Below are 25,317 nucleotides of genomic sequence, written 5' to 3' on the forward strand. Positions count from 1 at the left end.
AAACAAATATGCAGTTTCATTACGGCGAATAAAACAAAGTGCGGATTTGCTAAAATAATCTTTGTAGTAAAGTGTTACATAGGAAGAATGACAATTTCATTTTGATCCGCTTTCACTCGAATAGCACCATAGTTTCTTTCTATTGTACGCTTATACTTACCGAAAGCAACTGTGACATTCGGATACAATACACCTTTAACCGTCAGTACCGGGTCTTCTTCGCTTCTAAGCTGTATATCCATTTGCTTCAGCGCTTGATTTATTTTTTCAATTTGTGACGCTGTTTTATTATATGAATGACGTTGCCTGAGCAATGTAATACGCAATTTACTGTTTTGTTCTGCTTTATTAAGCTGTAATTTTTCACCTAGTGTTGTTAACTTGGTCAGCGTATGCTCTAGCTCCGCTTTTGTTTTCAACAGCTTTTTTTCCTTCTCATTTTCCGCTTTATTGATGCCAAAATATATTTCAGTTTTTGTATTCATACGGGTTCCAACGTCTTTCGCCTCTATCGATTGGCCAACTGACAGCGAGCCGCCGATAATGTTGCCATTTTGACAATGAATAGCTCTTTTTGCTATGCATTCGCTATGAAGAATGGAATTTTCTACATGGATGGAATTTCCCGCAGCTACATTACCTTGATTAATATAGCTAATATATACATTTTCTGCAGCCCTTAGTGTGCCTGTTTTTAATCCTGCCAATCCTTCAGAAACAAAAATCGAACCATCAGCAATTAGCGTAGCAGCTTCGACCATTCCGAATACTTTAATATCTCCCTTTGCTTTGATTGTATAGCCTGTCGGAACATCTCCGCGAATAACGACAGATCCAACAAAATCAATGTTACCTACTTTCATTGATATCGCTTCGTTAAGCTCGTACACTGAATGGACGTGAATATATCTGGATGTTACACTAATCTGTCCTTCCGCTGTAGCGTAAAAGGTTAAATCACTTTCGTTAAGCTGTACATTTTTGCCAGCTTTTATTAATACTGGTTTTCCTTGGCGAGCACGTATCACTTTTCCATACACATTTTCACCTGGTTTGCCTGCTGTTGGTTCAATGATGACTGCAATTTTATCTCCTTCATTGACACTCGGAATTCGCATAATATCCCGAAAGTTCCTACTCGGTGAATGTTCAATATGTGAATTAAAATCCGCTACATACTTTAGTTCCCCGTCCACACCGTCAATTTCCGGCCGGCCTTCAGCAATTGTTAAGGGGAATACGTCAGCAGGTGGGGTGGACAGAAGCTGTAGTATGTTCTCTTCATGAATTCCGAATACAATATTTTCTGCCTGAAGAAATTGTCTTAATTCTTGTTCCTTCAGATCTTCCCTTATATTTTCATAGTTTTCCGTAATATCAATTTCTGCTTTCATTTTATCCTCGCATACGGTTATATGAAAGTATTCCTTGAGCATTGTTATTCCCCTTTGTCCTTGTTATTGCAGCATTTCCATTTTACGTAAAGTGGAACGTAATTTAAAAATTGCTTTCTTATGTATTTGTGAAATTCTGGATGTTGTCAAGTCAAGGACTACACCTATTTCTGTTAACGTAAGTTCTTCATGATAAAATAGACTAATAACCATTTGTTCATTCGTATTCAATGATTTTATACTGTTTGTTAATTCTTTCTTGATTTCCACATCGACCATATGCTCATCCGGTAGAGTGCTAGTTGAATCGGGAATAGTATATCCGACGCCTTCATTATGATCGTCTTTGTTGTAAGCAGGCTTTTCTTCAATCGATAAAATGTTTGCAAACAAAGCGTCTTTAGTGACCGATTCAACTTCATCTACTTCCATCTCCAACTTATGCGCTATTTCTTTCGAAGTCGGTGTACGATGAAACTTCTGTTCCAGTTCTCGTGAAGCTTGTTCGATTCGTTTTGTTTTCTCACGAAGGGATCTAGGTAGCCAGTCTTCTTTTCTTAATGCATCAATAATGGCTCCACGTATACGAAAGGATGCATATGTATCAAATTTCAAATTCCGACTTATTTCAAATTTTGTTAATGCATCATATAACCCCAGCATACCGTAGCTTTTCAGATCTTCTTTGCTGACATTTTCAGGTAAATGGGTTGCAATCCTTTCCACATGAAAGTTTACAAGATACATATAATGGTCCATTAATTCGTTGGCTGCTTGTTCATTGTGACCGTGCTGCCAGTTATTCCAAAGTTGTTGTACGAGAGGAGAATGGTTCGTTGGCATCGTTGCTCCTCCTATCCTTTTTTCAGTCGTTAAAAAATGTAGTTATTTATATAATGGTTTCTCCTTGCTTTATCGTTCGTATTTTAAGTTTCCCTGTTGCTGGATCAAATTCAATTGTTCTTCCTTTGTTCCCTCCAACATCAGCAGCAATAACGGGGATGTTAAGTTCAGTTAATTTTTTCTCCACAGCATCCACATTCCTTGGTCCGATGCGCATGACATCCGAATTCGAGGAAAATTGAAACATTTGAGCGCCGCCGGCAATTTTTGCTTTCAGGGCATGATTTCTAGCCCCATTATCAATTAACATTGTAACTAAAATATCAAGTGACGTATTTGCATATTTATATTTATTAAATTTTCCTTCTCTCGTCAAAGCAGCATCAGGTAACATGATATGGGCTAACCCGGCTACCTTTTTTGATAAGTCATATACTACTGCTCCCACACACGATCCAAGACCTGATGTACGGATTGTATTAGGTGCTTGTACAATTTTTAGATCAGAAATGCCTACTTTAACAACCGACTGAACGTTATGCATAATCATCGATTCCTAGTGCAGAAAATATTTTTGTAAATGAACCAGGATCCGGAAGTAAAAGAAATTGCCCTTGAATCCCTTTAGCTTCAGTCATTTCCATATCGTCTATTTTTGTATCAATAATTAATGCATAGTCGCTTACGTGTGATAATTCAACTAGTCCAGCCGTTAGTGCTGCACCTGCCATATCGATGCTTAAATAAGGAACAGATGGATGCATATTTACCTTTGTAAAATCCGCCAATGCAGTTAAATATGATCCGGTTAAGATATTACCGACTTCTTGAAGTGCGGAAACTGCGAATTCATTCAGCTCTCCGTTATCAACTATGGGAAAATCGGAGTTAAATGTTAACTCATCAACCAGATTCTCCGCTTCTTCAATAGTCAATAAGAAGTAAACCGTACCCGGCATATCGCCCATTATTCGAAATAGAATAGCTACGATTACCTCTTCTGGCCCCCCGATTAATTCCATCATGTCATCAAAGGTTACGATTTTAACGGAAGGGACTTGCATGTTTATTTTTTTATTAACAAGCTTTGACATCGATGTGGCTGCATTTCCTGCTCCGATATTTCCAATTTCACGCAGTAAATCCTTCTGTTCGGTCGATAGTCGTTTAAAGCTCATACGTTATCCTTCCACTGCTTTTAGTTCTTTTATTTCCTCTTTTGATAAAACTTTTTGTAAATCGAGTATAATCAACAACCGATTTTCCAGTTTGGCTACACCTTCAATGTAGTCTACATCGACCGTTCCAACTACTTCCGGTGCAGATTCAATTACACTTTCCGGTATGTCAATTACGTCATTCGCCTCATCAACAATTAAGCCGACTTCCATATCATCCAAAAACACAATGATAATTCTGGACAACTCATTGTATTCTGTTTCTTCAATTCCAAAGCGAACTCTTAAATCAATAATAGGCGTTACGATCCCCCGCAAGTTGATTACGCCTTTGACAAAGGCAGCTGTTTGTGGGACCCTCGTAATTGGCACAATTCGTTCTATCGCCCTTACTTGTTCTACCGAAACGGCATATTCTTCATCTTTTAACTGAAATACAATGACCTTCTTATCCGATCCTTTGGTATTATCCATGAAATGACCTCCTGAATTCGTTTTTTAAAATCATAATAAAATGTTGAGCAGTCCTACATGCATTATCTATTTCACTAAAGCGTTACTGTCAATGATCAAAGCTACTTCCCCATCCCCAAGTATCGTTGCTCCTGAAATGGAAAAAACATTCGTCAAATAGTTGCCGAGCGATTTCAAAACAACTTCTTGTTGACCAATAAACGAATCAACAACAAGTCCGGTCATTTTGTTTCCTTTTCTTATAATTACGATCGATACATATTCATCTTTGGGACTACTGCTATTAGAAACAGAATAAATTTCACTTAAATAGGTTAACGGTACAACATTTCCACGAAAATCAATAACTTTTTTATTATGTGCTTTCAATATTTCATTTTTATGTAAAATGGCCGTTTCGATAATTGATGAAAGTGGAACAGCATATTTTTCTGAACCTAGCTCGACGAGCAATACAGAGATAATCGATAACGTCAACGGTAACTGGATAGAAAAAGTTGATCCTTGATCTAACGCAGCATCAATTGTAATACTTCCACCTAAAGATTCTATCGTATTTTTGACGACATCCAGCCCAACCCCCCGGCCCGATATGTCAGAAATTGTCTCATTCGTTGAAAACCCACTCGCCATAATTAATTCATATACTTGCTGATCTGTTAAAGATTCCGCCTCACTTTGACTGATGATCCCACTCTTAATTGCTTTATTGACCACTTTATCTTTATTAATTCCCGCACCATCATCTCGTATCTCAATAAATACATGATTACCACTATGGTAAGCTTCCAGCTGTATTGTCCCCTGTTCGGATTTCCCTTTCGCTTTCCGTTCATCAGGCATTTCGATTCCATGGTCTATTGCGTTGCGGATCAAATGTACTAACGGATCACCAATTTCATCAATTACAGTTCGATCCAGCTCGGTATTCGCACCAATGATTTCAATTTCAACATTTTTATCAAGTTCACGTGCCAGCTGTCTAATCATTCTTGGGAATCTATTAAACACATGATCTATTGGAACCATGCGCATCGTTAATATGATATTTTGTAAATCACCGGAAACACGTGACATATGCTCAACTGTTTCCTGAAGATCATGATGATCCAGTTCAAGAGATATCTGTTCCAACCGTCCGCGGTCAATTACTAATTCTTCAAATAAATTCATCAATACATCAAGCCGATCAATATTGACCCGAATCGTTTTGCTTTGTGCATTTGTGGTATGTGCTACTGTTTTATTCGTTTTATGATCCGATCGCGATTGACCTGCTGCAGGAGGTTCGGATTGCTTATTTTCTTCCAGTTTATCCTGCTCCACTTTATAGGCCGATACCGAAAATGGTTTTATTTCAACAGATTGAATTTCCGATACTTTATTAATCTTCTGGGAAATCTCTCCTTGTTCATGTGTCGAAATGAATATGATGGTAAAGGAGTGGTCAAAGTTTTCTTCTTCCAAATCATTAACAGTCGGCTGTGACTTGATTACTTCGCCCAATTTTTCCAGCACTTCAAAAACCATATAAACACGGGCACCTTTTAATAAGCAATCTTCATTCAATTCAATATGGATTTCATAGTTGTAATACCCGCGATCAGAAGATTCATTTAAGATTGATAGTTGAAATTCGTCCAACGTGGTCACTGGATTGGCATAATCAAATATTTGTTCCGACTCCAGTAATATCGGATTTTCGCCTCGTTCAATTTGTTCAAGTAACTGAACAGTGGATGTGACATCCCTTTTTCCCTCTCCACCGCTGGCAATATCTTCAATCATCGCATTTAACTGATCGACGGAATCGAATAATGCATCCATCATTTGCGTATTTACATTAATTTTGTTATATCTAATTCCGTCAAAAACATTCTCAAGAACGTGTGTTAAATTTGCCAAATCACTGTATCCCATTGTTGCGGACATGCCTTTTAGCGTATGAGCTGCACGGAATATTTCCTCGATAATTGATTTATCCGCCGAATTCTTTTCGAGATTAAGCAGTTGCTGATACAATGTATCTAAATGTTCCATGCTTTCATCAATAAAAACATCTAAATATTGTGTCGTATCCATTTACATTCCCCCTGACACTCTATCAAATTTCGCAATTACCTTGCCGATATTCCGAAGATGAAGTGATTCATTCACCAACGTCGTTTGCACTGCAGCTGCAGGCATTCCATAAACGACGGATGATTCAATTGATTCTGTTATAATAATTGCTTTTTTATTCTTTTTCTTTATCTGCTCAATTCCTTCTGCCCCATCTTTTCCCATTCCCGTTAAAACAACTGCCATAATGTTAATATTAGCTATGAGTGCCAATGAATCGAATAAAACATTAACCGAGGGGCGATGCCCGAGCCTTTCTTTTTCCTGCGTTAATTTAATTTTAAAACCATTGTTTTTAACAAGTTTCATATGATAATTTCCAGGTGCGATATAGGCTGTCCGTGTCTGGATTGTTTCACCGTCCACAGCTTCCTTAACAGTAATAGATGCTATTCTATTTAATCTTTCCGCCAACGATCGGGTAAAGCCTGCCGGCATATGCTGAACAATCAATATAGATGCATCAAAGTCATTTGGCAAGTCTAGTAAAATTTGTTGTAAAGCGCGTGGACCACCAGTGGATGCACCGATAGCAATAATCGTTTGTTCATACTTTTGTTCCTTCTGAATATCGATGTTAATTTCAGGCGCTGCTTTTTGCTCCTTATTTAATTTAGAAATTCTTCCTGCTCTTGCATGAGCGGCGGATTGAATCTTTTTAATGACCTGTTCTTTGAAAACTTCGCTCGTTAAATCTGTAGTTTCCTTTGGCAATCGAATAAAGTCGACTGCACCGTTGGAAATTGCACGAACCGTTTTCGCGGTGGATTCTACCGTTGACTTAGCCAATATAACAATAGGTGCAGAAGATATACGCATTAATGCTTCTATCGTCGTGACTCCATCCAGTACGGGCATTTCAACACTAAGTAATATGATGTCAACGCTTGAATTTTCCACTGCTGAGAGTCCTTGATTACGATTGTAAGACGATACGACCAATACCATCTGTGAATCATTATTGACAATGGCCTCTATCGCCTTCCGAGTTGGATTTGATTCGTCAATAACGGCGATCCGAATACGATGCATAACTTCTACCTCGCTGACATAAGTTGTTTTATTCGTTGGATGAAAGTAAATGGTTCATTTTCATTTATCGTGCCGAAATATATCATATATTGATCGATCATTTGTTTTATTGCTTTTGAAACAGGAGCATTCTTATTCAATAAAATGTATGGGACTTGTTTAGTCACTGCTTGAACAACTTGTTTATCTTCTGGTAACATTCCCAGCACGTGAACCTCGATATGTAAAAACTGATTAACGATTTGTCGGAATTGCTTCAATGCTTTTAAACTTTCCTTCTTTTTGTAACAGCGGTTCATTATTACATATATCGGCATGTTCCGGCGGTTATTAATAATATGTTTAATCATACTATAGGCATCTGTTAGCGCTGTTGGTTCTGGGGTTGTAATCACAATACATTCATCTGAGGCCAAGGTGAAATATAAACTTTCTCTTGTCACTCCGGCACCTAAATCAAAAACAATAAAATCATACGTGCGTATCAATTTTTCATATTGATCGTAAAAATATTGAATTTTTTGATCATTTAAGGAAAAGAACTCTGTTATGCCCGAGCCTCCTGCAATATAAGCTAAGCCTTTTGGCCCTGTTTCTATGATATCATGAATTGGCATAAAATCATTAAACATATCAACTATCGTGTTTTTAGTATAAATACCAAGCAAAATATCAATATTCCCCATCCCGAGATCAAGATCAATTAGCAATACTTTTTTACCACGTTGCTGTAGTTCAATCGACATATTCAATGCAATGTTCGATTTTCCGACTCCGCCTTTTCCACTTACAACAGCGATTGTTTTTGCCTTTTTCTTGTTAGGATTTTGTTGAAATTTATGTCTTAAACGTGCTGCCTGGTCACTCATTGTTATACCTGCCAATGATTAATTCACTTATTTTTTCCGGGGTTGGTTCTATTAAGTCGTCAGGTACATTTTGTCCATCAGCCAAGTATGCAATTTCGACATATCCACGCAAAGCCATGTTCACTATATTTCCATACTGATGAGTCTCATCAATTTTGGTGAATATTATTTTTTTTATGGAAAGGTGACTAAATTGATCATAAATTTCTGTTATGTCATTTGATTTAGCAGTTAAAGAAAGCACAAGATACGTTTCCATGTCTTCATTAAAATCAATTGTTCTTTTCAGTTCTTTAACATATCTTTCATCAAGGTAGTTACGACCAGCTGTATCGACTAGAATTAGATCATATGATGCAAATTTTTGAAGTGCATTTTTATAATCTTCAATGGAATATGCTATTTCAATCGGTACATTTAAAATTCTTGCATATGTTTTTAATTGTTCAATTGCCGCAATCCGATACGTGTCTGCAGTAATAAAAGCGATTTTCTTTTCTTCGTTTAACATACGATGGGCTGCAACCTTGGCGAGAGTTGTTGTTTTCCCCACACCAGTTGGTCCCACAAATTGAACTACTCTTTTATCATCCGAACTACCTGCAAACGAAGTATTTTTTAACGCTTTTTCGATTTCCAAACGAACAGTTTGCAAAATGTCAACAGGAGAAGGCGTTGCGTTTGCACTTTTATACTTTTCCATTACTTGATCAATGAGTTGTTTACTATATTGATCCTCGATTTCCTGTTCTAATAAATATTGATATATAACCTCATATTCTGGTAAATAATTATTTGTCGATTGAAACGCCTGATGCTGCAGCATTTTTTTTAACTGTTTAATTTCACTCACAACATCCGTGGAATCGCTGTTTGTTTTGGATAGTTCATTATCGGACAATAATTTTTCCGGCATGAACTGTTTTTTGTTATCGGTTGTTTGTATAGGCTGTGAATCCAGTGCTGCAACAACTTCAATTCTATTTTTCCTAAAAAACCCGAAAAAGCCATTTCCTTTTAATTCTCTAGAGTTTAAAATAACTGCATCGGGTCCAAGCTCTTTGCGAATCTCGTTCATTGCTTCAGGCATTGTTTCAGCTACATATTTTTTAACTTTCATTACCATTCACCACCCCAACACTTTGAACTTGGACGTTTGGTTCCAGTTCATTATAGGAAAGAACAACAACTTGCGGCAGCGATCTTTCCAGCAGCTGTTTCATATACATACGTATGGCCGGCGAGCATAGGACGACCGGTTGTTCTTCGTATAAAGAATTTTTTTCCGCTTGTTCATTTACATCCGTAATAATCACTTGTTGTGCTTCCGGATCCAATGTTAAATAGTTTCCGTGTTCTGTTTGCTGAACATTTTCCAAGATGAGCTGTTCGATCCTACTTGATACTGTGATTACTTTCAATAGTTCTTCGTTGTTTGTATATTGTTTCGTTATTTGCGCAGATAGAGCTTGTCGCACATATTCAACGAGCAGATCGGAATCACTCGTCAATTTGCCAAAATCAGCTAATGTCTCAAAAATAATAGGCAAGTTACGGATGGATACTTTTTCTTTTAATAACTTAGCCAAAACTTTTTGAATCTCTCCGATACCCAGTGGCTCAGGTGTTACTTCCTCCACTAATATTGGATAGTTCTCTTTTAAGTGATCAATCAATTGTTTTGTTTCTTGTCTACCGAGTAATGTATGCGCATGCGCTTTTATTACTTCCGTTAAGTGAGTCGAAACAACGGATGGAGGATCTACTACCGTATATCCTGCTAATTCGGCATCATCTTTTTTATCTTCGCTTATCCACGTAGCAGGTAACCCGAACGCTGGCTCTTTTGTTTCAATTCCTTCCATCTCATCATTTTCAAAATCAGGGGTCATTGCCAAATAATGATCAAGCAACAACTCACCAAATGCAACCTCATTACCTTTTATTTTCAGGCGATATTCATTGGAGTTTAACTGTATATTATCCCTTATGCGAACGACTGGAATTACAATTCCGAGCTCGATTGCCAACTGCCTTCGAATCATAATGACACGATCAAGCAAATCGCCGCCCTGATTGGCATCCACCAGTGGAATGAGCGCATAACCAAATTCAAACTCGATTGGATCCATACTTAGCAGGTCCACAACATTTTCTGTTGACTTCATAGAGGAACTTTCCGCTTCTTCCATTTCTTCCTGTTCTTCTTCCTTTTCTTCTGATTGTCTCAATAATAAATATCCGCTTAGTCCGAGTAATAAAGCAATTGTCGTTGTTAACAGAAAATTAATCGGCGTGAATCCCAACAAAAATATCGTCCCAGAAGCTATAAATAATAGTTTCGGGTATTGAAGCAATTGGCCCGTAACATCACTTCCAAGGTTACCTGTAGTCGTAACACGAGTTACAACAATCCCGGTAGCCGTAGCTATTAAAAGCGCAGGGATTTGACTGACTAATCCGTCTCCAACTGTAAGTCTCATATATGTATTAATCGACTCTTGGAAAGATAAATCCAGTTGAACCATGCCTATAATCAGTCCAAAAATAATATTTATTAATACGATAATAATTCCTGCTATGGCGTCCCCTTTGACGAATTTACTGGCACCATCCATTGCTCCGTGAAAATCAGCTTCATTTTCCACTTTTTCCCGGCGTTCTTTTGCCTGTTGTTCGGATATAAGCCCTGCATTCAAATCTGCATCAATACTCATTTGCTTTCCCGGCATGGCATCCAGCGTAAATCGGGCAGCAACTTCTGACACACGTTCAGCACCTTTAGTAATGACAATATATTGAATAATAACAAGAATAATAAAAACAACAAATCCAACCAGTGGATTATTGCCGATAACAAAGGTACCGAATGTGTCTACAACCCCGCCAGCATCCGCTTTCGATAAAATTGATCTAGTCGTTGAAACATTCAACCCGAGTCGAAATAATGTTAATAATAATAAGAGGGAAGGAAAAACGGAAAATTGCAACGCTTCTTGTGTATTCATGGATACGAGAATAACGATTAACGCTAGTGTAATGTTGCATAATATCAAGACACTTAACAGCCATCCAGGTAAAGGGATGACTAGCATGATTATTATTAAAATGACCCCTAATAGGACTGATAAGTCGCGTGCTTTCATTCATAAATCCCCTTACTAATTAACTTTTTTCTCTATCTGATATACGTAAGCCAAAATTTCGGCAACTGCTTGATAAAAATTTTCCGGTATCGCATCATCTATTTCGACCGATCCATATAATGCACGGGCGAGCGGCTTGTTTTCAACCGTTATAATCTTATGCGCCTGTGCAACTTCCTTTATTTTCAGTGCGAGGTGACCGGTTCCTTTTGCCACGACAATAGGTGCAATTGCTTTAATTTCATCGTATTTGATTGCGATAGCATAGTGGGTTGGGTTGGTGATGACGACATCCGCAGAAGGAACTTCACTCATCATTCTCCGCATTGCAATCTGACGCTGTTTTTCTTTTATTTTCGATTTGATCAATGGATCGCCTTCAATATTTTTATGTTCATCCTTTACATCTTGCTTAGACATTCGAATGTTTTTTTCAAAATCGTATCGTTGATAAATATAGTCCATAACAGATAATAGCAGGAGTGCAATTGTTGCGGAGATGCCCATTATCATAGTAACCATACCAAAAAAAGAAAGGGAACTTTCAGCACTTTTCAATGACTGCATCATCATTTCATCTTTATATATCCAAATAATCGCAAATGTAATAACACCAATAAACACAATTTTAAATAATGATTTCAGCAATTCAACCAATGCACGGATCGAGAAAATTCTTTTAGCACCTTTTATTGGATCAATTTTTTTTAAATCAAATTTAAGTGGTTCTGTCGTAAATAAAATACCAACTTGCAATAAATTTGCAGCGATTCCGGCAATAATAGCGATAACCATGAGCGGAGCAACAATTTTCGTCAGTTGAATCATAACTTCTTTAAAAATCTGTACGATTGTATTTGTTGTAACGTCCCAATGAATATATTCCGTAAAAGTATATTCATATAATGCGAGCATATTATTTTTCATAAAAGTTCCAAACACAGCCAGAATAATAAATGAAAATAGAAGCAGAATCGCTGTGTTGACATCCTGACTTTTTGCTACTTTTCCTTTATTGCGCTCATCAGTCCTTTTTTTCGAAGTTGCTTTTTCGGTCTTTTCACCGGCAAAAAATTGCAAATCCAGTTGTAATGACAAATTAGGCACCTCCGAACAGTTGCATTAATCCTCGCATTGTCTCAAACATTAACTCAAATAAGCTTTTAACAAGCATTACGTACAAACTTAGAAAAAATAGCAATACGGCAAAGCTAACAAAAATTTTTATAGGCAAACCGACAACAAATACATTCAGCTGCGGTACAGTTCTTGCAATCATGCCTAATGCCACATCAACGAGAAACAAACAACCGACAATCGGGATAGCAATTTGAAACGCAATGACAAACATTCGATTAAATATCGAAATTACATATTCTGCAATGGAGCCATTTGCAAATGGTACAAAAGCATCCATAGGAATAAATTGATAACTATTTACAATGCCATCTATCAATAAATGATGACCATTGACCGATAGTAAAAACAATAGCGCAATGATATAAAAATATTGTCCGATTAGCGGACTTTGAGCTCCTGTTTGCGGATCGATCACATTGGCAATAGCAAATCCCATCTGAAAATCAATAAATCCCCCGGCTATTTGTACAGCAGATAAGATAATAAAAGCGATCAATCCGATAAGCAGCCCAACAGATGCTTCTTTCAATAATAGAAAAACAAATGTGTCATCAATGGTAATAGTAGACTTGTCAAGTGTATAGAACATAATAAAAGATAAAAAAATGCTAAAGCCAATTTTAAATTGCGTTGGTATCGTTCGATAAGAAAATAAAGGCAAAGCAACAAAAAAAGAGATAACTCTCACAAAAATCAACAAAAAGATAGGTATGCTTGATAAATTAATTAATTCTAGCATCTGTTAACCTACAAACTGATTTAGATTTTGATATAAGTCGATAGTAAATTCGATCATTTGCCCGAGCATCCACGGACCAAAAAATACTATTCCTAATAATACAGCAACGATTTTCGGGATAAAGGCCAAAGTTTGCTCCTGTATTTGAGTTGTTGCTTGAAATATACTTACTAAAAGACCAACCGCCAATGCCAGAATGAGTAATGGACCTGCAACCAGTAATATCGTATAGATGCCTTTTTCCGCCAATGACAGTACAAATTCATTACTCAAGCAAACCAACACCTTTTTTCTTTAATCTCTTTATTCATCTAATGTACAGATGAAGGGTATTCGGATTTTTGTGGAAAACTAAAATGGTACGCAACTTTAGCGAATGGAATATGCGAGCCTCCTGCGGAAAGCGAGTATATTCCATGAGCTGAAATGCAGCTATATTTATTCCACACCCTTTTCCAAATACACAAATTACTAAAACCCTTGAAGCAAAGAATGCGTAATAAGATACCATCCGTCGACAAGCACAAATAATAAAATTTTAAAAGGCAAGGAGATCATAACCGGGGGCAGCATCATCATACCCATGGACATTAAGACGCTAGCGACAGCCATATCAATAATTAAAAAAGGAACAAATATCATAAACCCCATTTGAAATGCCGTTTTCAATTCGCTGATGGCAAAAGCGGGAACGAGTGTCGTGAGCGGAATATCCTGAACTGCTTCCGGTTTATCCATTTCTGTATAACTCATAAATAATGCCAAATCTTTTTGTCTTGTATGCTTCGCCATAAAATCTTTCAATGGTACACTTGCACTTTCGTACGCTTCATCCAACGTCATATTTTCATTAAATAATGGTTGAAGTGCTTCGTCATATACTTCATTGAATGTTGGTGCCATAATAAAAAATGTTAAAAACAAGGCAAGCCCGATCAGTACTTGGTTAGGGGGCATTTGCTGTGTCGCAAGTGATGTCCGTACAAAAGACAAGACAATAATAATTCTAGTAAAACTTGTCATCAATATTAATATTCCAGGTGCAAGCGACAGTACGGTGAGCAACAATAAAAGCTTTACAGATGTAGCAACGTCTGAAGGATCAGAACTGGCAAACATATCAATAAATTCCGTCATGTTCATCTTCCTTCTTTTTTTGTTGATCAATTATTTCTTTTCTCGTCTTTTTTAATTTATCAAGTTCATTCGAAAACAGTTGATTGAACTTTTTCGAAGAGCCTTTATTGGATTTTTGATTGAACAAATTATTAAACATGGCCGTTGGCTTGGATTCATCTGTTTGATCGTTTGTGAACAGCTCCTGCTTTAACGTTTCATCCGTAATTTCTTGCAAAAGTTCCACATTTTCTCCGACACCGATGACGTACAATTTGGATCCAATACGAACAATCTGTATCGATTTATTTTGTCCGACCGATATTCCACCCATGTTCTCCAATGCTTTCACCTGTTGATATAATTTGCTTCGTTTATTTAAAAATTTAAGTAAAAAATAAATTAGAGCAAGAACTAACAGCAAGGCAAAAACCATTTTGATCAAATCAAAAACTATGGACTGACTGTTTGTCCCCTTTGTTTGTGCCTCATCATTTAGTTCCATTTCTGCATCATTCGTCTCACCCAATTCGGGACAATCCGCACTTCCGTCTAGGCAATCCTTTACATTAGGCACCTCCGCATGCACCGTCGTAGATAAAACAAACATGCCAAGGAAGAGGAACATTAGAACTGATATATATCGTTTTTTTCTCATTTTATTCACTCGTTTCTTAGCCAAGTGCTTTTTGAATTGCTTCAAGCACTCGATCTGCCTGAAACGGCTTCACAATAAAATCTTTGGCACCGGCCTGAATCGCATCAATAACCATCGCTTGCTGTCCCATTGCTGAACACATAATAATCGTTGCATCTGGGTTCAATTCTTTAATTTCTTTTAATGCAGTAATTCCATCCTTTTCCGGCATCGTAATATCCATGGTAACGAGATCCGGTTGAACTTCTTTATATTTTTCTACCGCTTGTATACCATTTTCTGCCTCTCCTGCAATTTCAAATCCATTTTTAGTTAAAATATCTTTAATCATCATCCGCATAAATGCTGCATCATCTACAATTAGAATGCTATGTGCCACTTTATGTTCACCTCATACAATTTTATTTTAAATTTAATAATCGATCTGTTTGACTCACAATATCCGAAACTCGTACACCAAAATTCTCATCAATGACTACTACTTCTCCTTTAGCAATCAGCTTTTCATTAACTAATACATCGACTGGTTCACCAGCAAGTTTATCGAGTTCAACGATTGATCCTGACGATAGTTCAAGTATATCTTGTATGGTACGCTTCGTCCGACCTAGCTCCACCGTTACTTTCAGAGGAATATCAAGTAGCATATCCAAATTGCGTTGTTCGCTTCTGTTTAATCCCACCTGATCAAAGGTAGAAAATGACGCTTGCTGAACATTTGCATTTTGCTGAACGGAATCACCAATATATTGGGTAGTTGCACTATCCTGATCTTCTGTATGCTTCATTGCAGGCTGTTCCGATTCCATTGGCTTTTCAGAGGTTTCTGTTTTAGCAATTTGATCTCGGGTTGTCATTTGTTCTGGTCCTTTTTCATTAGACGGAGTATGAAGCAACATCCCGACTAGCTCTTTCGCAAATGATAATGGAATAAGCTGCATAATATTTGAGTCTATTAAATCTCCAACTATAATTTGAAAGGATACTTTAACGAAAATTTCATGATCGGAATCTCCTTTCAGTTCAGTTGCCTGTTCAATATTTTCATATTGTACAGAAGGTGGAGAAATATCGATTTTTTTATCAAAAACGGTACTCATACTGGTCGCTGAAGCACCCATCATTTGATTCATTGCTTCTTGTACAGCGCTGAGATGAATTTCACTTAAATCTTTTTCGGGATTCGACCCATCGCCTCCAAGCATAATATCTGAAATAATTGCAGCATCCTCTGCTTTAACGACGAATAAATTTGACCCTGTAAACCCTTCAATGTAATTAACCCGTAAACTTACATGGTCAAAAGGAAATTCTTCATCTAATCCAGGCTTTTTTACAACGGATACTTCAGGTGTTGTAATTTCGACTTTATGATTGAGCAATGTTGATAACGTTGTAGCAGAGCTGCCAAATGAAATATTACCAATTTCCCCTAACGCATCTCTTTCTAACCCGGTAAGATAGTTTTCTAGGTTCACTTCCTCCGCGTTTCCTGATTTAGTATCTTCGTTATCATCATTTCCAATATTTAACAGCGCATCAATTTCATCTTGGGAAAGCATGCCATCATTCATTTTATTCCTCCCCCTTTATTTCTTCCAATACTTGGACAGATAATTTATTTTTATGTTTTCCTGGCTGCACGTACAATTTTGGTTCATCATTAATTGCAAGCTGAAGCGGTTCATCAATTGCTTGATTAAGGGCAATCACATCACCCCTACTTAATTTTAAGAGTTCTTTCATATGGATGGTTGTTTCCCCTAACAATGTTTTTGCTTCAACTTGGACTTTTTGAATGTTCTTTTGCAATTTTTCATACGCTTCCGGGTCTCTTTTATTCGTAGCTGTCTGCATCCAATAATGTACGGACAGTTTAGGTATGATCGGTTCTAGTACAATGTGGGGAATACAGATGTTGATCATCCCACTCGTATCCCCGATTGTCGTATTTAATGAAACAACGACAACTGTTTCGTTTGGCGATACCATTTGTAAAAATTGCGGATTAATTTCAAACTCATCCAATTCCGGCTCAATTACCACTAAAGAATCCCACGCTTCTTTCATATTTACTACCGCTTTTTCAAAAAGCTGAGACATCAGAAGTGTTTCAATTTCCGTTAGACTATCTACTTTCTTGTCGCTGTTTCCTCTACCACCCAACACACGATCAAGCATACTGTACGCTATGTTCGGATTAACTTCCATTAAAATTCTGCCTTCCAATGGGGCAACACTGTATATGTTCAATATCGTCATCTTAGGTACTGATCGAATAAATTCTTCATATGGTATTTGATCTACAGATGCTACTGAAACATTGACATAAGTTCGTAATTTAGCGGAAAAAAAAGTAGTCATTAATCGAGCAAAATTCTCATGAATTCTGGATATACTACGTATTTGATCCTTGGAAAAACGCAAGGCACGCTTAAAGTCATATACACGAATTTTTTGTTCTTTTTCCTCTTGTTTCAGCTGATCTGCATCCATTTCTCCTGAAGTAATGGCAGATAAAAGAGCGTCAATTTCATTTTGGGAAAGTACTTCTTCAATCAAAAGTTTCCACCTCCATATTGGAGTAATACATCATCATTGCAATATTTTTCCGGTTGTATATACATCTGTGATATTGCCTTCGGTCATTACTTCATTCAATTTGGATTGAAGTGTGTCTTCCAGTTTACTAAGGCCGGATTTGAAGTCTTCCTCATTCATAACAGCAAGCTCTTTTATTAAAATATTTTTAAGCTGAAATTCGCGTTTGGTTACTTCATTTCTAGCTTTCTTTCCATCCGTCAAAATTTGGAATTGAATTCGCACAAAACTTCCATCGTTTAAGTCCGTCGTTACTTCAGGAGTTTCATACGAATACTCGGCAATTTCATCAATCGATTGCGCTTCGCCTTTGTTTTGATTGCCTGTATAATTTAAAACAATAATGAATGCAATTGCTCCAGCAACGAGCAAAACAATTAAAGAAGTTACCATCGTCTTTGCTAGACTACTCATTCACTTCACCCGCCTCTTTTAACCTTCCGTATAATCCGACTTTTTGATAAAAAACAGACGCTTTATCTATTACTTCCTGCTCGGTTGTTTTTACTACAATTTTTTTGCCATTCGTTAACGTAATCGTCGTATCCGGATGTGACTGAATTTGTTCGATCATCAAGGCATTTAAAGAAAATTCTTCCCCATTTAACCGTTGTAATTGAATCATTTTATGGCGGGAGTGTTCAGTTCATAGAGCTACTGCCCACTCCCTACCTCCTCATTATCGTTTTAGATTGACGAGCTCCTGCAAAATTTCATCCGATGTCGTAATGATCCTAGTATTTGCTTGGAATCCACGCTGAGACGTAATCATCTCCGTAAATTCCTCTGCCAAATCTACATTCGACATTTCCAATGAATTACTGATAATAGAAGAAGCAATATCGTCTGATTCTCCTGCAACTAATTGAATATTATCGTTTGCATCTTTTCTTAAACCGGCATTCGGCGTATCCAAGTAAAGATTACTTCCTGCCTTTTGCAAACCCAACGGATTGGAGAAACTAGCTAATGCTACCTGACCGGCAACTTGTTGACTTCCATTTTCATCAATGTAGTTCACTGAACCGTTTGATGTAACACTAAAGCTTTGTGCGTTTCCGGGTATTTTTATTGTTGTTAAATTACCAGTATTAATGTTTCCTGCTGCGTCGGCTGCAAATCCTATTAAATACTGCCCTTGGGGATTTGCAACATTTCCATCTTTATCCAATCCAAAATTACCAGCACGCGTATAGGCGATGTTTGAATTTTCAAGATTAATGTAATCGACGTGTGTATCAGCGTTTGGATCAAAAGCAGTATTGTTCTCTGTTGCTAGATTATTACCAACAACAAACATCCCATCCCCTTCGATAGAAAAATCGAGTGGGTTATCCGTTGGCTGACGAAATCCTTGGGAATGAATATTATCAATTGTTCCAAGCTGTGAACCAAGCCCAACCTGTGCCGGATTTGTTCCACCTCTTACACCGGTTTCCGTCGGGGCTTGTGCACCTCTAGTCGTTTGACTCATCATATCTTGAAATGTTACTCGACCTTTTTTAAATCCTGCTGTATTTACGTTGGCGATGTTATTACCTATAACATCGAGTTTTGTTTGGAATCCTCGCATTCCTGAAATACCTGCATACATAGAACGTAACATAATTTTTTTCTCCCTTTTTTTTGGATTGAATACACTGTATCGATCAATCAACAGCATAAGTGGCTTCCCTTAAAGGGTCCAGCCTATTCATTAAGTACAATTGTTCCGTTAATGTTTGTGAAAATTTTAGCGGAAGCTTCTTCCTGACTCATTGCGGTTACCACCGTATTATTTTGTGTACTAACTAGCAGAGCAGCGTTTTTCATTACAACCAATGAATCGGTTACCCCTTTATGCTTCGCTTCCTGCATTTTCTTTGTAATTATTTCCCACTGCTTATCGTTAATCTGAATGTTTCGTTCGCTAATGCGTTGTTGTGCATGTTTACTAACTTTTATTGCTTTAACGTCTTTAAAAATTTCCTTAAAACTTGTCTGGTTATTTTTCACCTTTTGACCCGGAACAGGAAATGGGTGATGCTGCTGTATTCCACTGACACGATGAGCCATTTTATTCACTTCCTTTACTCTCAGCGCCAGCATCAGGCTTATCAGCAGTCGGTTCACTCACCTGTATAACAGAATCGGCATAAATTTTTTCTCCGTTTTCCAACTCTAATATTGCCCAGCCTTCTTTTTGACTAACTGCAATTACATTACTCGTTACCGTGTTTTCTTTTTCTGTTTCTTCATTACGTTTTTTATAAGATACATCTTTGCCAATCATGTGACTATATTGAATTACCGGTGACACCATTTGACTTTGAACAAGTGTATCAATCGACTTTGACATGTTCATCATTTGCTCCAAAGAAGAAAAGTTTGCCATTTGTGCAATAAAATCCTGATCTTCCATCGGATTTAACGGGTCCTGGTTTTGCAGCTGCGTCATTAATATTTTCATAAACTCATCTTTACCGAGATTTGAGCTTGGTGTGCGTTTCGGTTGATTATGAAAATATAAAGAAGCATCGATTTTGTTCATCTGCTTCACCTACACTTTCTCGTTCATAATTTGTTCCAGAAATTCTGTTTTGAAATCTTTATTTGCTTGATCTTCATTGTCTTCCGATGGATCGGACTCGGAACGCTCCTTTTCTTGTTCTTTCGTTTGTTCATCATGCGCTTCTTTTAATATATCCTGCCTGCTTCCATTCACTAAATCTTCCTTCTCGATAACGACTTGGTGTGGCGCGAACATATTTTTTAATTGATGAATATTCGACTCCATCATTTCTTTAGCTACCTGGGATGTAACAATAATTTTAACTGCCATCTCGCCATTCATTTGTGTTAGGCGTACAACCATTTCACCTAAATTTTGCGGACGCAACGAAAATGATAAATGAGTCGTTCCGTTATTTAATGATAAAAACTGGCTCGATCGAATGGCTTGTTGAAATTGTTTCAATAGTTGCTGTTCAGCAGGAACAGCTCCTTCCCCTTTATGAACATGGATAACAAGTTGTTCAACCGTCGACATTGGCATGGACTGGTCATATGGAATAGTAGCCGGAATGACTTGCGGATGATTCGATACCATTTTATTTGTCGTTAATGCGTGAAGCCACTTGGCAACGTCGGTGCTTGTAACTTGTGCATTTGCACGGTAGTGCTGTTTTGCAGCAAGTTCATTGCGATTTTTAAAAGCATGCAATATTTCTTTAAAGATAGTTTGTTCGTTTGAATCCTTGTCTAAAGTTTGTTGCAGTATACCCATCTGCTCGGTCGTAAGCTTTTTTTCCAAAACAGTCCATTGATGCAGCACCTGTAATATTTTAGGTGACAGTTTCAGCAGGTTATCATTGTTTGTTGAAAGTTTGGAAACTAGTTGTTCAAACTTCGCTATAAGCTGCTGGAATTGACCTTCTTTATGAAATACCATTGTTGTCTGACTTTCCAATTTTGATAACAAATTTGTCATCATGCGCTGGTCAAAAGTTGCTTCCTTATTCATGTTTGGTTCTGTTTGTTGTTGAGTTATCAATTGTTCAATGAGAGTTGAAATATCAAGTCCGGTAATCGTTTGTAATTCATTCAGGATTTCCAACTCTTCGGGATTTGCTTCAGTAATCGGCTCATTGGGATTGGTCAATGCTTGTAATTGGGCGATTAGTGACTCATTATTTAGGGGTTCATCAAGCTGTTGATATATTTCTCGGTCCAAAAGGATGGAATTTTGTTCCCCTGCTGTTTGTTGCTGCAATAGTCCATTAAAGATGGAATGTCTTTCCTGATTTGAAGAATCCAAAGGTACCTTTTCAACCTTACTTTTTGAAAGATTCGATGGTACTGTTAATGTAATTGCATTCACTATTTTCACCTCCCTTCACGGCGTTATAACATATTACTGCTCCATTAATAATTCCGTTAGTTCCGCAGCAAGTGACGGTTCCATTTCTCCCATAATTTCCCCACGCACATCATTTGATAATTCCTTTAAAATGGCAACCGCTGATGACTTGTCCAAACTTTGGAAAATGAGTGCTGCTTTTTCCTTGTCCATTTTCCGAAATGATGTCGCCGTTTTCTTTACCGAGTCTACCGTTTCCGGTTCAGCTTGTTCTTCCGATTTATTATCTTGGGCGCTTTTTTCTAGCTTTAAAATCTTTTGTTGTAATTCATCATTCGTTGCTTGTAAATTTTCAATTTCATCATTTAATTCACCAATTTCACTTTGCTGTTTATCAATCATTTCCGCAGCTTGTTCACTTTGTTGCTCTAATTGCTTCTCTTCATCCGTCTTTATTACGGTTGAAACAATCGGTATTTTACTGCCGTTTGTTTTTATCCAATCGCCAACATTTACACCTGCCACTGATAGAATTATGACGGTTAGAACAATTGCGACAATCAAAGGAACGACGATAACAAATATAAACCAGATGATCGGATTTGACTTATTCTTGCGACTTTTACTTTGCTTTTCCATTCTACTCACCTATTTTGGCTTAAATATTGTCGAATAGATAGTTCATCCATTAGAGTTTGTTCATGTTTTAGAGTAATTTTTTCCGCTTCTATATTTCTATTTTCAATGACTTTTTCAAACTTTTTCACTTCTACATATGCTTCAGTTAAGATTGATTGCTTTTCTTCCATTTCTTTTCTCGCTCTATTGACATGGTCTTGCAATCTCATGATTTTAACGTTTAGTGCTTCTATGTAAGCTAGTTGCTCTTTGATTTTGTCAATTGGCATTGATTTACTTAGCGTTGATGCATAGGAGCCTTCTGCTGTTTCTTTTTTTTTGAGTAAGGTATACAGTTCTGTTGCAATTTCTTCAAATGCCTTTTGAGATTGATGATGTGCGATTTGAGCGTTCTCTTTTTCCTTTTCTCGTAATTGCAGTACTGTTGTTAGTGGCAATTAAAGCACACCTCCCGAAAGCAGCTTGTCCATTTGTGCAATTGACTGTTCGATTGATACGTCTTCATTCATTTCTTGCTTTAAAAAGGCTTTAATCTTTGGATAAAATGCGATGGCCTTATCTATTTCCGGATCTGTTCCGCGTTTATATGCTCCAATATGAATGAGTTCATTGTTTTCTTCATAAGTAGCCATAAGGGAACGTATTTTCTGAGCAGCGACGATGTGTTCTTTATCAGCAACTTGATTCATTACTCTACTGATCGATTTTAATATATTAATAGCGGGAAACTGACCTTGTTCTGCCAATTTACGATCTAGAACAAAATGACCGTCCAATATCCCTCTAACGGTATCAGCAATTGGTTCATTCATGTCATCCCCATCTACTAAAACGGTATAAAAGGCTGTAATCGAACCATGTTCACTTGTACCTGTCCGTTCAAGCAGCTTGGGCAATATCGCAAATACTGATGGTGTGTATCCTTTAGTGGTAGGCGGTTCACCAACTGCCAATCCAACCTCCCGTTGAGCCATGGCCACGCGAGTTACAGAATCCATCAATAGGTTCACTTTAAAACCTAAGTCGCGAAAATACTCACTAATTGCTGTAGCTGTATACGCACCTTTTATACGCATTAAAGCCGGCTGATCAGAAGTCACGGCAACGACGATTGATTTTTTCAAACCGTCCTTGCCAAGATCATTTTCCACAAATTCTCTTACTTCACGACCACGTTCACCTATCAAGGCGATAACGTTAATATCGGCATTGCTGTTACGGGCAATCATACCTAGTAATGTACTTTTCCCTACCCCACTTCCAGCAAAGATACCAACTCTTTGACCTTCGCCGACCGTAAGCAAACCGTCAATTGCTTTGATTCCAATCTGAATCGGTTTTGTAATAGGGGTGCGCATCATCGGGTTTGGCGATGATTGTTCTGTTATATAGTTCGTCAATCCTTTTGGTAGCTTCGCAGTATTCAAGCTGTTCCCTAATGGATCTATCACATTACCGATAAGCCCGCGTCCAATTTTAATCATCAAGGGATGACCCGTTGCCTCCACGAGACAGCCGGGGCCAATTTCAGTTACTTCAGCATAAGGCATAAGGATAATCTTCTCATTGTTAAAACCGACTACTTCAGAGAGAATAGTCTTTTTATTATGGTTAGCAGCGTGAATATAGCAAACTTCACCTACATTTGCTGCCGGGCCAAGCGACTCGATCATCAAACCGACTACGCGCAACACTTTTCCGTACCTTTTATACGTATCAACTTGTTCAATTGCTGAAATATATGTACTAGTATCCATTACTTCAACTCCATGGATATTTCGTGCAGTGCTTTTTCAATTTGCTGTAATTGTGTGTCTACACCCGCATCGATTTGTCCAAATGGGTGAACAATCAAGCAATCGTTTTCCGATAGCTTCCGATCAATGTAAATTGAAATTTTTGTGTCTCCATCCAGCGATTTCATTAAGTCTTCTTTTTGTTGCAGTACAAATTCATAATTATTCGGATGTAAGTATATGGAAAGTCTCGATTGATCTTTCAATTCCGTTATTGCTGCGGTTACGATTGGCAAAAACGACTCTGGGTGCTCTGAAAGGCTATGCGTTAAAATTTTTTGGGATGCTTGAATTGCTAAACTAATAATGGTTTCGTTGCTTTCCTCAATAGTCGCATAGTAATCTTTTGTTGCGGCTTGTACGAGAGCATTTGCCTTGTCTATCAATTGTTCGTATTTGTTTAGGCTATCTTGTTTTCCTAACTCGAAGCCGACATGATACCCCTCTTCTTTCACTCTTTCGATCAATTGTTCTTTCTCTTGTTCCCATCTTTGTTTTTCTTGCTCAATTTCTATTGAAATATCCTGCACCATTTTTTCCCTGTGGTGCTCTAATTGCTTCAATTCAATTTTCATCTGATCCAGTTTGGACTGAACGATAATTTGTTCCTGCTCTTCGGAATTGGCTCGATCGTCCGTTTGCACAATTTTTTTAATTGGTTTAACCTCAATTACCTTTTTTTCCTTAACATGTATGGTTGATGATGATCTAGACAATGATATCGTCACCTCCACCACGTGCTATGACAATTTCTCCGACTTCTTCCAGTCTGCGAATAACACTGACAATTCTTGTTTGAGCCTCTTCTACATCGCGCAGCCGAACCGGCCCCATGTATTCCATTTCTTCTTTGAATGTTTCTGCCATGCGCTGTGACATGTTTTTGAATACGACATCCTTTACTTCATCACTTGCTACGCGTAAAGATAGTCGCAAATCTTCATTATCTACCTCTCGAATAACACGCTGGATCGCACGATTGTCCAATATAACGATGTCATCAAAAATAAACATTCGTTTTTTAATTTCATCAGCAAGCTCCGGATCTTGAATTTCCAACGCATCCAAAATGGTTCGTTCAGTACTTCTATCTACTTCATTTAACACATCAACGACTGAAGCAATACCACCTGTCTGTGTATAATCTTCTGTCAATGAAGATGAAATGTTTCTTTCAAGTACCTGCTCCACCTGGCTTATTATCTCAGGAGAAGTTGAATCCATTACCGCTATTCGCTTCGCAACGTCTGCTTGAACGTCTTGTTGTAATTCAGACAGTATTTGCCCTGATTGTTCAGGATCCAAATAAGATAAAACGAGTGCAATCGTTTGTGGGTGTTCACTTTGAATAAAGTTCAGCACCTGATGTGGATCAGCCTTTCTAGCAAAATCAAACGGCCGTACTTGTAAAGAAGAAGTTAAACGATTAATAATATTCGTAGCTTCCTGCTTGCCAAAAGCTTTTTCCAAGACGGTTTTTGCATACCCGACACCGCCTTGAGAAATGTAATCCTGAGCAACTGCAATTTGATGAAATTGTTCCAGAACATCTTCCTTTACGTCCGTATCCACTTTTTTTACTGATGAAATTTCCAGGCTAAGTTTTTCGATTTCTTCATCTGATAAATGCTTATATACTTGCGCAGAAACATCCGGGCCTAAAGAGATTAGTAGAATAGCAGCCTTTTGCCTTCCGGTAACCTCTCTTTTTTGTCTCGCCATTTAATAGCCCC

At 37.6% G+C, this 25,317-nt stretch carries 29 protein-coding genes; all 29 read right to left on the minus strand.

What is annotated here, in order from left to right; genetic code table 11:
• Window positions 1–74: 74 nt before the first annotated feature.
• Entirely contained in the window at window positions 75–1,436 is a 1,362-nt protein-coding gene (locus ACLIBG_RS01400; protein ID WP_439310915.1) for a DUF342 domain-containing protein, read from the minus strand.
• A 21-nt stretch (window positions 1,437–1,457) separates the two neighbouring features.
• A complete protein-coding gene (locus tag ACLIBG_RS01405) occupies window positions 1,458–2,237 on the minus strand; it encodes a FliA/WhiG family RNA polymerase sigma factor (RefSeq protein WP_439310916.1) in 780 nt (259 codons plus the stop codon).
• A gap of 46 nt (window positions 2,238–2,283) precedes the next feature.
• Window positions 2,284–2,781: a chemotaxis protein CheD gene (locus ACLIBG_RS01410; RefSeq protein ID WP_439310917.1), complete on the minus strand. Its 498-nt coding sequence runs from the start codon at window positions 2,779–2,781 to the stop codon at window positions 2,284–2,286.
• Window positions 2,774–3,415 carry a chemotaxis protein CheC gene (locus tag ACLIBG_RS01415; protein WP_439310918.1) on the minus strand — a complete coding sequence of 214 codons (642 nt, stop codon included), beginning with the start codon at window positions 3,413–3,415 and terminating at the stop codon, window positions 2,774–2,776. The genes ACLIBG_RS01410 and ACLIBG_RS01415 overlap by 8 nt, the downstream gene beginning before the upstream one ends.
• A gap of 3 nt (window positions 3,416–3,418) precedes the next feature.
• A complete protein-coding gene (locus ACLIBG_RS01420) occupies window positions 3,419–3,889 on the minus strand; it encodes a chemotaxis protein CheW (RefSeq protein ID WP_439310919.1) in 471 nt (156 codons plus the stop codon).
• 66 nt (window positions 3,890–3,955) lie between these two features.
• Window positions 3,956–5,971 (minus strand): chemotaxis protein CheW, encoded by a 2,016-nt coding sequence (locus ACLIBG_RS01425; protein ID WP_439310920.1) that lies wholly within the window; start codon window positions 5,969–5,971, stop codon window positions 3,956–3,958.
• On the minus strand, window positions 5,972–7,042 hold the full coding sequence (gene cheB, locus ACLIBG_RS01430) for a chemotaxis-specific protein-glutamate methyltransferase CheB (protein WP_439310921.1): 1,071 nt from the start codon (window positions 7,040–7,042) through the stop codon (window positions 5,972–5,974).
• A gap of 5 nt (window positions 7,043–7,047) precedes the next feature.
• A complete protein-coding gene (locus ACLIBG_RS01435; protein WP_439310922.1) occupies window positions 7,048–7,911 on the minus strand; it encodes a MinD/ParA family protein in 864 nt (287 codons plus the stop codon).
• Window positions 7,904–9,031, minus strand: coding sequence for a flagellar biosynthesis protein FlhF (gene flhF / locus ACLIBG_RS01440; RefSeq protein WP_439310923.1), 1,128 nt, complete (start codon window positions 9,029–9,031; stop codon window positions 7,904–7,906). The genes ACLIBG_RS01435 and flhF overlap by 8 nt, the downstream gene beginning before the upstream one ends.
• Entirely contained in the window at window positions 9,021–11,057 is a 2,037-nt protein-coding gene (gene flhA / locus ACLIBG_RS01445; protein ID WP_439310924.1) for a flagellar biosynthesis protein FlhA, read from the minus strand. Before flhA ends, flhF begins: the two co-directional genes overlap by 11 nt.
• Window positions 11,058–11,072: 15 nt before the next feature.
• Window positions 11,073–12,155 carry a flagellar biosynthesis protein FlhB gene (flhB, locus tag ACLIBG_RS01450; protein WP_439310925.1) on the minus strand — a complete coding sequence of 361 codons (1,083 nt, stop codon included), beginning with the start codon at window positions 12,153–12,155 and terminating at the stop codon, window positions 11,073–11,075.
• Between the two features lies 1 nt (window position 12,156).
• Window positions 12,157–12,936 carry a flagellar biosynthetic protein FliR gene (gene fliR / locus ACLIBG_RS01455; protein WP_439310926.1) on the minus strand — a complete coding sequence of 260 codons (780 nt, stop codon included), beginning with the start codon at window positions 12,934–12,936 and terminating at the stop codon, window positions 12,157–12,159.
• 3 nt (window positions 12,937–12,939) lie between these two features.
• The gene (gene fliQ, locus ACLIBG_RS01460; RefSeq protein WP_439310927.1) at window positions 12,940–13,209 is read right to left on the minus strand and encodes a flagellar biosynthesis protein FliQ; all 270 of its coding nucleotides are present in this window, start codon (window positions 13,207–13,209) and stop codon (window positions 12,940–12,942) included.
• Between the two features lie 198 nt (window positions 13,210–13,407).
• Entirely contained in the window at window positions 13,408–14,073 is a 666-nt protein-coding gene (gene fliP / locus ACLIBG_RS01465) for a flagellar type III secretion system pore protein FliP (RefSeq protein ID WP_439310928.1), read from the minus strand.
• Window positions 14,057–14,710 (minus strand): flagellar biosynthetic protein FliO, encoded by a 654-nt coding sequence (locus ACLIBG_RS01470; protein WP_439310929.1) that lies wholly within the window; start codon window positions 14,708–14,710, stop codon window positions 14,057–14,059. The genes fliP and ACLIBG_RS01470 overlap by 17 nt, the downstream gene beginning before the upstream one ends.
• A 16-nt stretch (window positions 14,711–14,726) precedes the next feature.
• Window positions 14,727–15,089 carry a response regulator gene (locus ACLIBG_RS01475; protein WP_439310930.1) on the minus strand — a complete coding sequence of 121 codons (363 nt, stop codon included), beginning with the start codon at window positions 15,087–15,089 and terminating at the stop codon, window positions 14,727–14,729.
• A 22-nt stretch (window positions 15,090–15,111) separates the two neighbouring features.
• A complete protein-coding gene (gene fliY / locus ACLIBG_RS01480) occupies window positions 15,112–16,284 on the minus strand; it encodes a flagellar motor switch phosphatase FliY (RefSeq protein WP_439310931.1) in 1,173 nt (390 codons plus the stop codon).
• Between the two features lies 1 nt (window position 16,285).
• Window positions 16,286–17,272 carry a flagellar motor switch protein FliM gene (gene fliM / locus ACLIBG_RS01485; protein ID WP_439310932.1) on the minus strand — a complete coding sequence of 329 codons (987 nt, stop codon included), beginning with the start codon at window positions 17,270–17,272 and terminating at the stop codon, window positions 16,286–16,288.
• Between the two features lie 33 nt (window positions 17,273–17,305).
• On the minus strand, window positions 17,306–17,725 hold the full coding sequence (fliL, locus tag ACLIBG_RS01490) for a flagellar basal body-associated protein FliL (RefSeq protein ID WP_439310933.1): 420 nt from the start codon (window positions 17,723–17,725) through the stop codon (window positions 17,306–17,308).
• Entirely contained in the window at window positions 17,718–17,936 is a 219-nt protein-coding gene (locus ACLIBG_RS01495; RefSeq protein WP_439310934.1) for a flagellar FlbD family protein, read from the minus strand. The genes fliL and ACLIBG_RS01495 overlap by 8 nt, the downstream gene beginning before the upstream one ends.
• Window positions 17,937–17,990: 54 nt before the next feature.
• Window positions 17,991–18,917, minus strand: coding sequence for a flagellar basal body rod protein FlgG (gene flgG, locus ACLIBG_RS01500; protein ID WP_439310935.1), 927 nt, complete (start codon window positions 18,915–18,917; stop codon window positions 17,991–17,993).
• Window positions 18,918–19,000: 83 nt separating this feature from the next.
• A complete protein-coding gene (locus tag ACLIBG_RS01505) occupies window positions 19,001–19,366 on the minus strand; it encodes a TIGR02530 family flagellar biosynthesis protein (RefSeq protein WP_439310936.1) in 366 nt (121 codons plus the stop codon).
• A 1-nt stretch (window position 19,367) separates the two neighbouring features.
• Window positions 19,368–19,841 (minus strand): flagellar hook assembly protein FlgD, encoded by a 474-nt coding sequence (gene flgD, locus ACLIBG_RS01510; protein ID WP_439310937.1) that lies wholly within the window; start codon window positions 19,839–19,841, stop codon window positions 19,368–19,370.
• A 9-nt stretch (window positions 19,842–19,850) separates the two neighbouring features.
• On the minus strand, window positions 19,851–21,170 hold the full coding sequence (locus tag ACLIBG_RS01515) for a flagellar hook-length control protein FliK (protein WP_439310938.1): 1,320 nt from the start codon (window positions 21,168–21,170) through the stop codon (window positions 19,851–19,853).
• Window positions 21,171–21,203: 33 nt separating this feature from the next.
• The gene (locus ACLIBG_RS01520) at window positions 21,204–21,788 is read right to left on the minus strand and encodes a MotE family protein (protein WP_439310939.1); all 585 of its coding nucleotides are present in this window, start codon (window positions 21,786–21,788) and stop codon (window positions 21,204–21,206) included.
• 5 nt (window positions 21,789–21,793) lie between these two features.
• Window positions 21,794–22,225 (minus strand): flagellar export protein FliJ, encoded by a 432-nt coding sequence (fliJ, locus tag ACLIBG_RS01525; protein ID WP_439310940.1) that lies wholly within the window; start codon window positions 22,223–22,225, stop codon window positions 21,794–21,796.
• Window positions 22,226–23,545, minus strand: a complete 1,320-nt coding sequence (gene fliI / locus ACLIBG_RS01530; protein ID WP_439310941.1) for a flagellar protein export ATPase FliI — start codon at window positions 23,543–23,545, stop codon at window positions 22,226–22,228. It abuts the gene before it with no gap.
• Window positions 23,545–24,300 (minus strand): flagellar assembly protein FliH, encoded by a 756-nt coding sequence (fliH, locus tag ACLIBG_RS01535; protein ID WP_439310942.1) that lies wholly within the window; start codon window positions 24,298–24,300, stop codon window positions 23,545–23,547. The genes fliI and fliH overlap by 1 nt, the downstream gene beginning before the upstream one ends.
• Entirely contained in the window at window positions 24,293–25,306 is a 1,014-nt protein-coding gene (gene fliG, locus ACLIBG_RS01540) for a flagellar motor switch protein FliG (protein WP_439310943.1), read from the minus strand. Before fliG ends, fliH begins: the two co-directional genes overlap by 8 nt.
• Between the last annotated feature and the right edge of the window lie 11 nt (window positions 25,307–25,317).

Source organism: Virgibacillus sp. W0181, assembly GCF_051846915.1.
GTDB lineage: Bacteria > Bacillota > Bacilli > Bacillales > Amphibacillaceae > JBPYCR01.

Coding starts and splice junctions, on each gene's coding strand:
- ACLIBG_RS01400 (WP_439310915.1), bottom strand. CDS start 1,436: ATGCTCAAGGAATACTTTCATATAACCGTATGCGAGGATAAAATGAAA.
- ACLIBG_RS01405 (WP_439310916.1), bottom strand. CDS start 2,237: ATGCCAACGAACCATTCTCCTCTCGTACAACAACTTTGGAATAACTGG.
- ACLIBG_RS01410 (WP_439310917.1), bottom strand. CDS start 2,781: ATGCATAACGTTCAGTCGGTTGTTAAAGTAGGCATTTCTGATCTAAAA.
- ACLIBG_RS01415 (WP_439310918.1), bottom strand. CDS start 3,415: ATGAGCTTTAAACGACTATCGACCGAACAGAAGGATTTACTGCGTGAA.
- ACLIBG_RS01420 (WP_439310919.1), bottom strand. CDS start 3,889: ATGGATAATACCAAAGGATCGGATAAGAAGGTCATTGTATTTCAGTTA.
- ACLIBG_RS01425 (WP_439310920.1), bottom strand. CDS start 5,971: ATGGATACGACACAATATTTAGATGTTTTTATTGATGAAAGCATGGAA.
- cheB (WP_439310921.1), bottom strand. CDS start 7,042: ATGCATCGTATTCGGATCGCCGTTATTGACGAATCAAATCCAACTCGG.
- ACLIBG_RS01435 (WP_439310922.1), bottom strand. CDS start 7,911: ATGAGTGACCAGGCAGCACGTTTAAGACATAAATTTCAACAAAATCCT.
- flhF (WP_439310923.1), bottom strand. CDS start 9,031: ATGAAAGTTAAAAAATATGTAGCTGAAACAATGCCTGAAGCAATGAAC.
- flhA (WP_439310924.1), bottom strand. CDS start 11,057: ATGAAAGCACGCGACTTATCAGTCCTATTAGGGGTCATTTTAATAATA.
- fliR (WP_439310926.1), bottom strand. CDS start 12,936: ATGCTAGAATTAATTAATTTATCAAGCATACCTATCTTTTTGTTGATT.
- fliP (WP_439310928.1), bottom strand. CDS start 14,073: ATGACGGAATTTATTGATATGTTTGCCAGTTCTGATCCTTCAGACGTT.
- ACLIBG_RS01470 (WP_439310929.1), bottom strand. CDS start 14,710: ATGAGAAAAAAACGATATATATCAGTTCTAATGTTCCTCTTCCTTGGC.
- fliY (WP_439310931.1), bottom strand. CDS start 16,284: ATGAATGATGGCATGCTTTCCCAAGATGAAATTGATGCGCTGTTAAAT.
- fliL (WP_439310933.1), bottom strand. CDS start 17,725: ATGAGTAGTCTAGCAAAGACGATGGTAACTTCTTTAATTGTTTTGCTC.
- ACLIBG_RS01495 (WP_439310934.1), bottom strand. CDS start 17,936: ATGATTCAATTACAACGGTTAAATGGGGAAGAATTTTCTTTAAATGCC.
- flgG (WP_439310935.1), bottom strand. CDS start 18,917: ATGTTACGTTCTATGTATGCAGGTATTTCAGGAATGCGAGGATTCCAA.
- ACLIBG_RS01505 (WP_439310936.1), bottom strand. CDS start 19,366: ATGGCTCATCGTGTCAGTGGAATACAGCAGCATCACCCATTTCCTGTT.
- flgD (WP_439310937.1), bottom strand. CDS start 19,841: ATGAACAAAATCGATGCTTCTTTATATTTTCATAATCAACCGAAACGC.
- ACLIBG_RS01520 (WP_439310939.1), bottom strand. CDS start 21,788: ATGGAAAAGCAAAGTAAAAGTCGCAAGAATAAGTCAAATCCGATCATC.
- fliI (WP_439310941.1), bottom strand. CDS start 23,545: ATGGATACTAGTACATATATTTCAGCAATTGAACAAGTTGATACGTAT.
- fliG (WP_439310943.1), bottom strand. CDS start 25,306: ATGGCGAGACAAAAAAGAGAGGTTACCGGAAGGCAAAAGGCTGCTATT.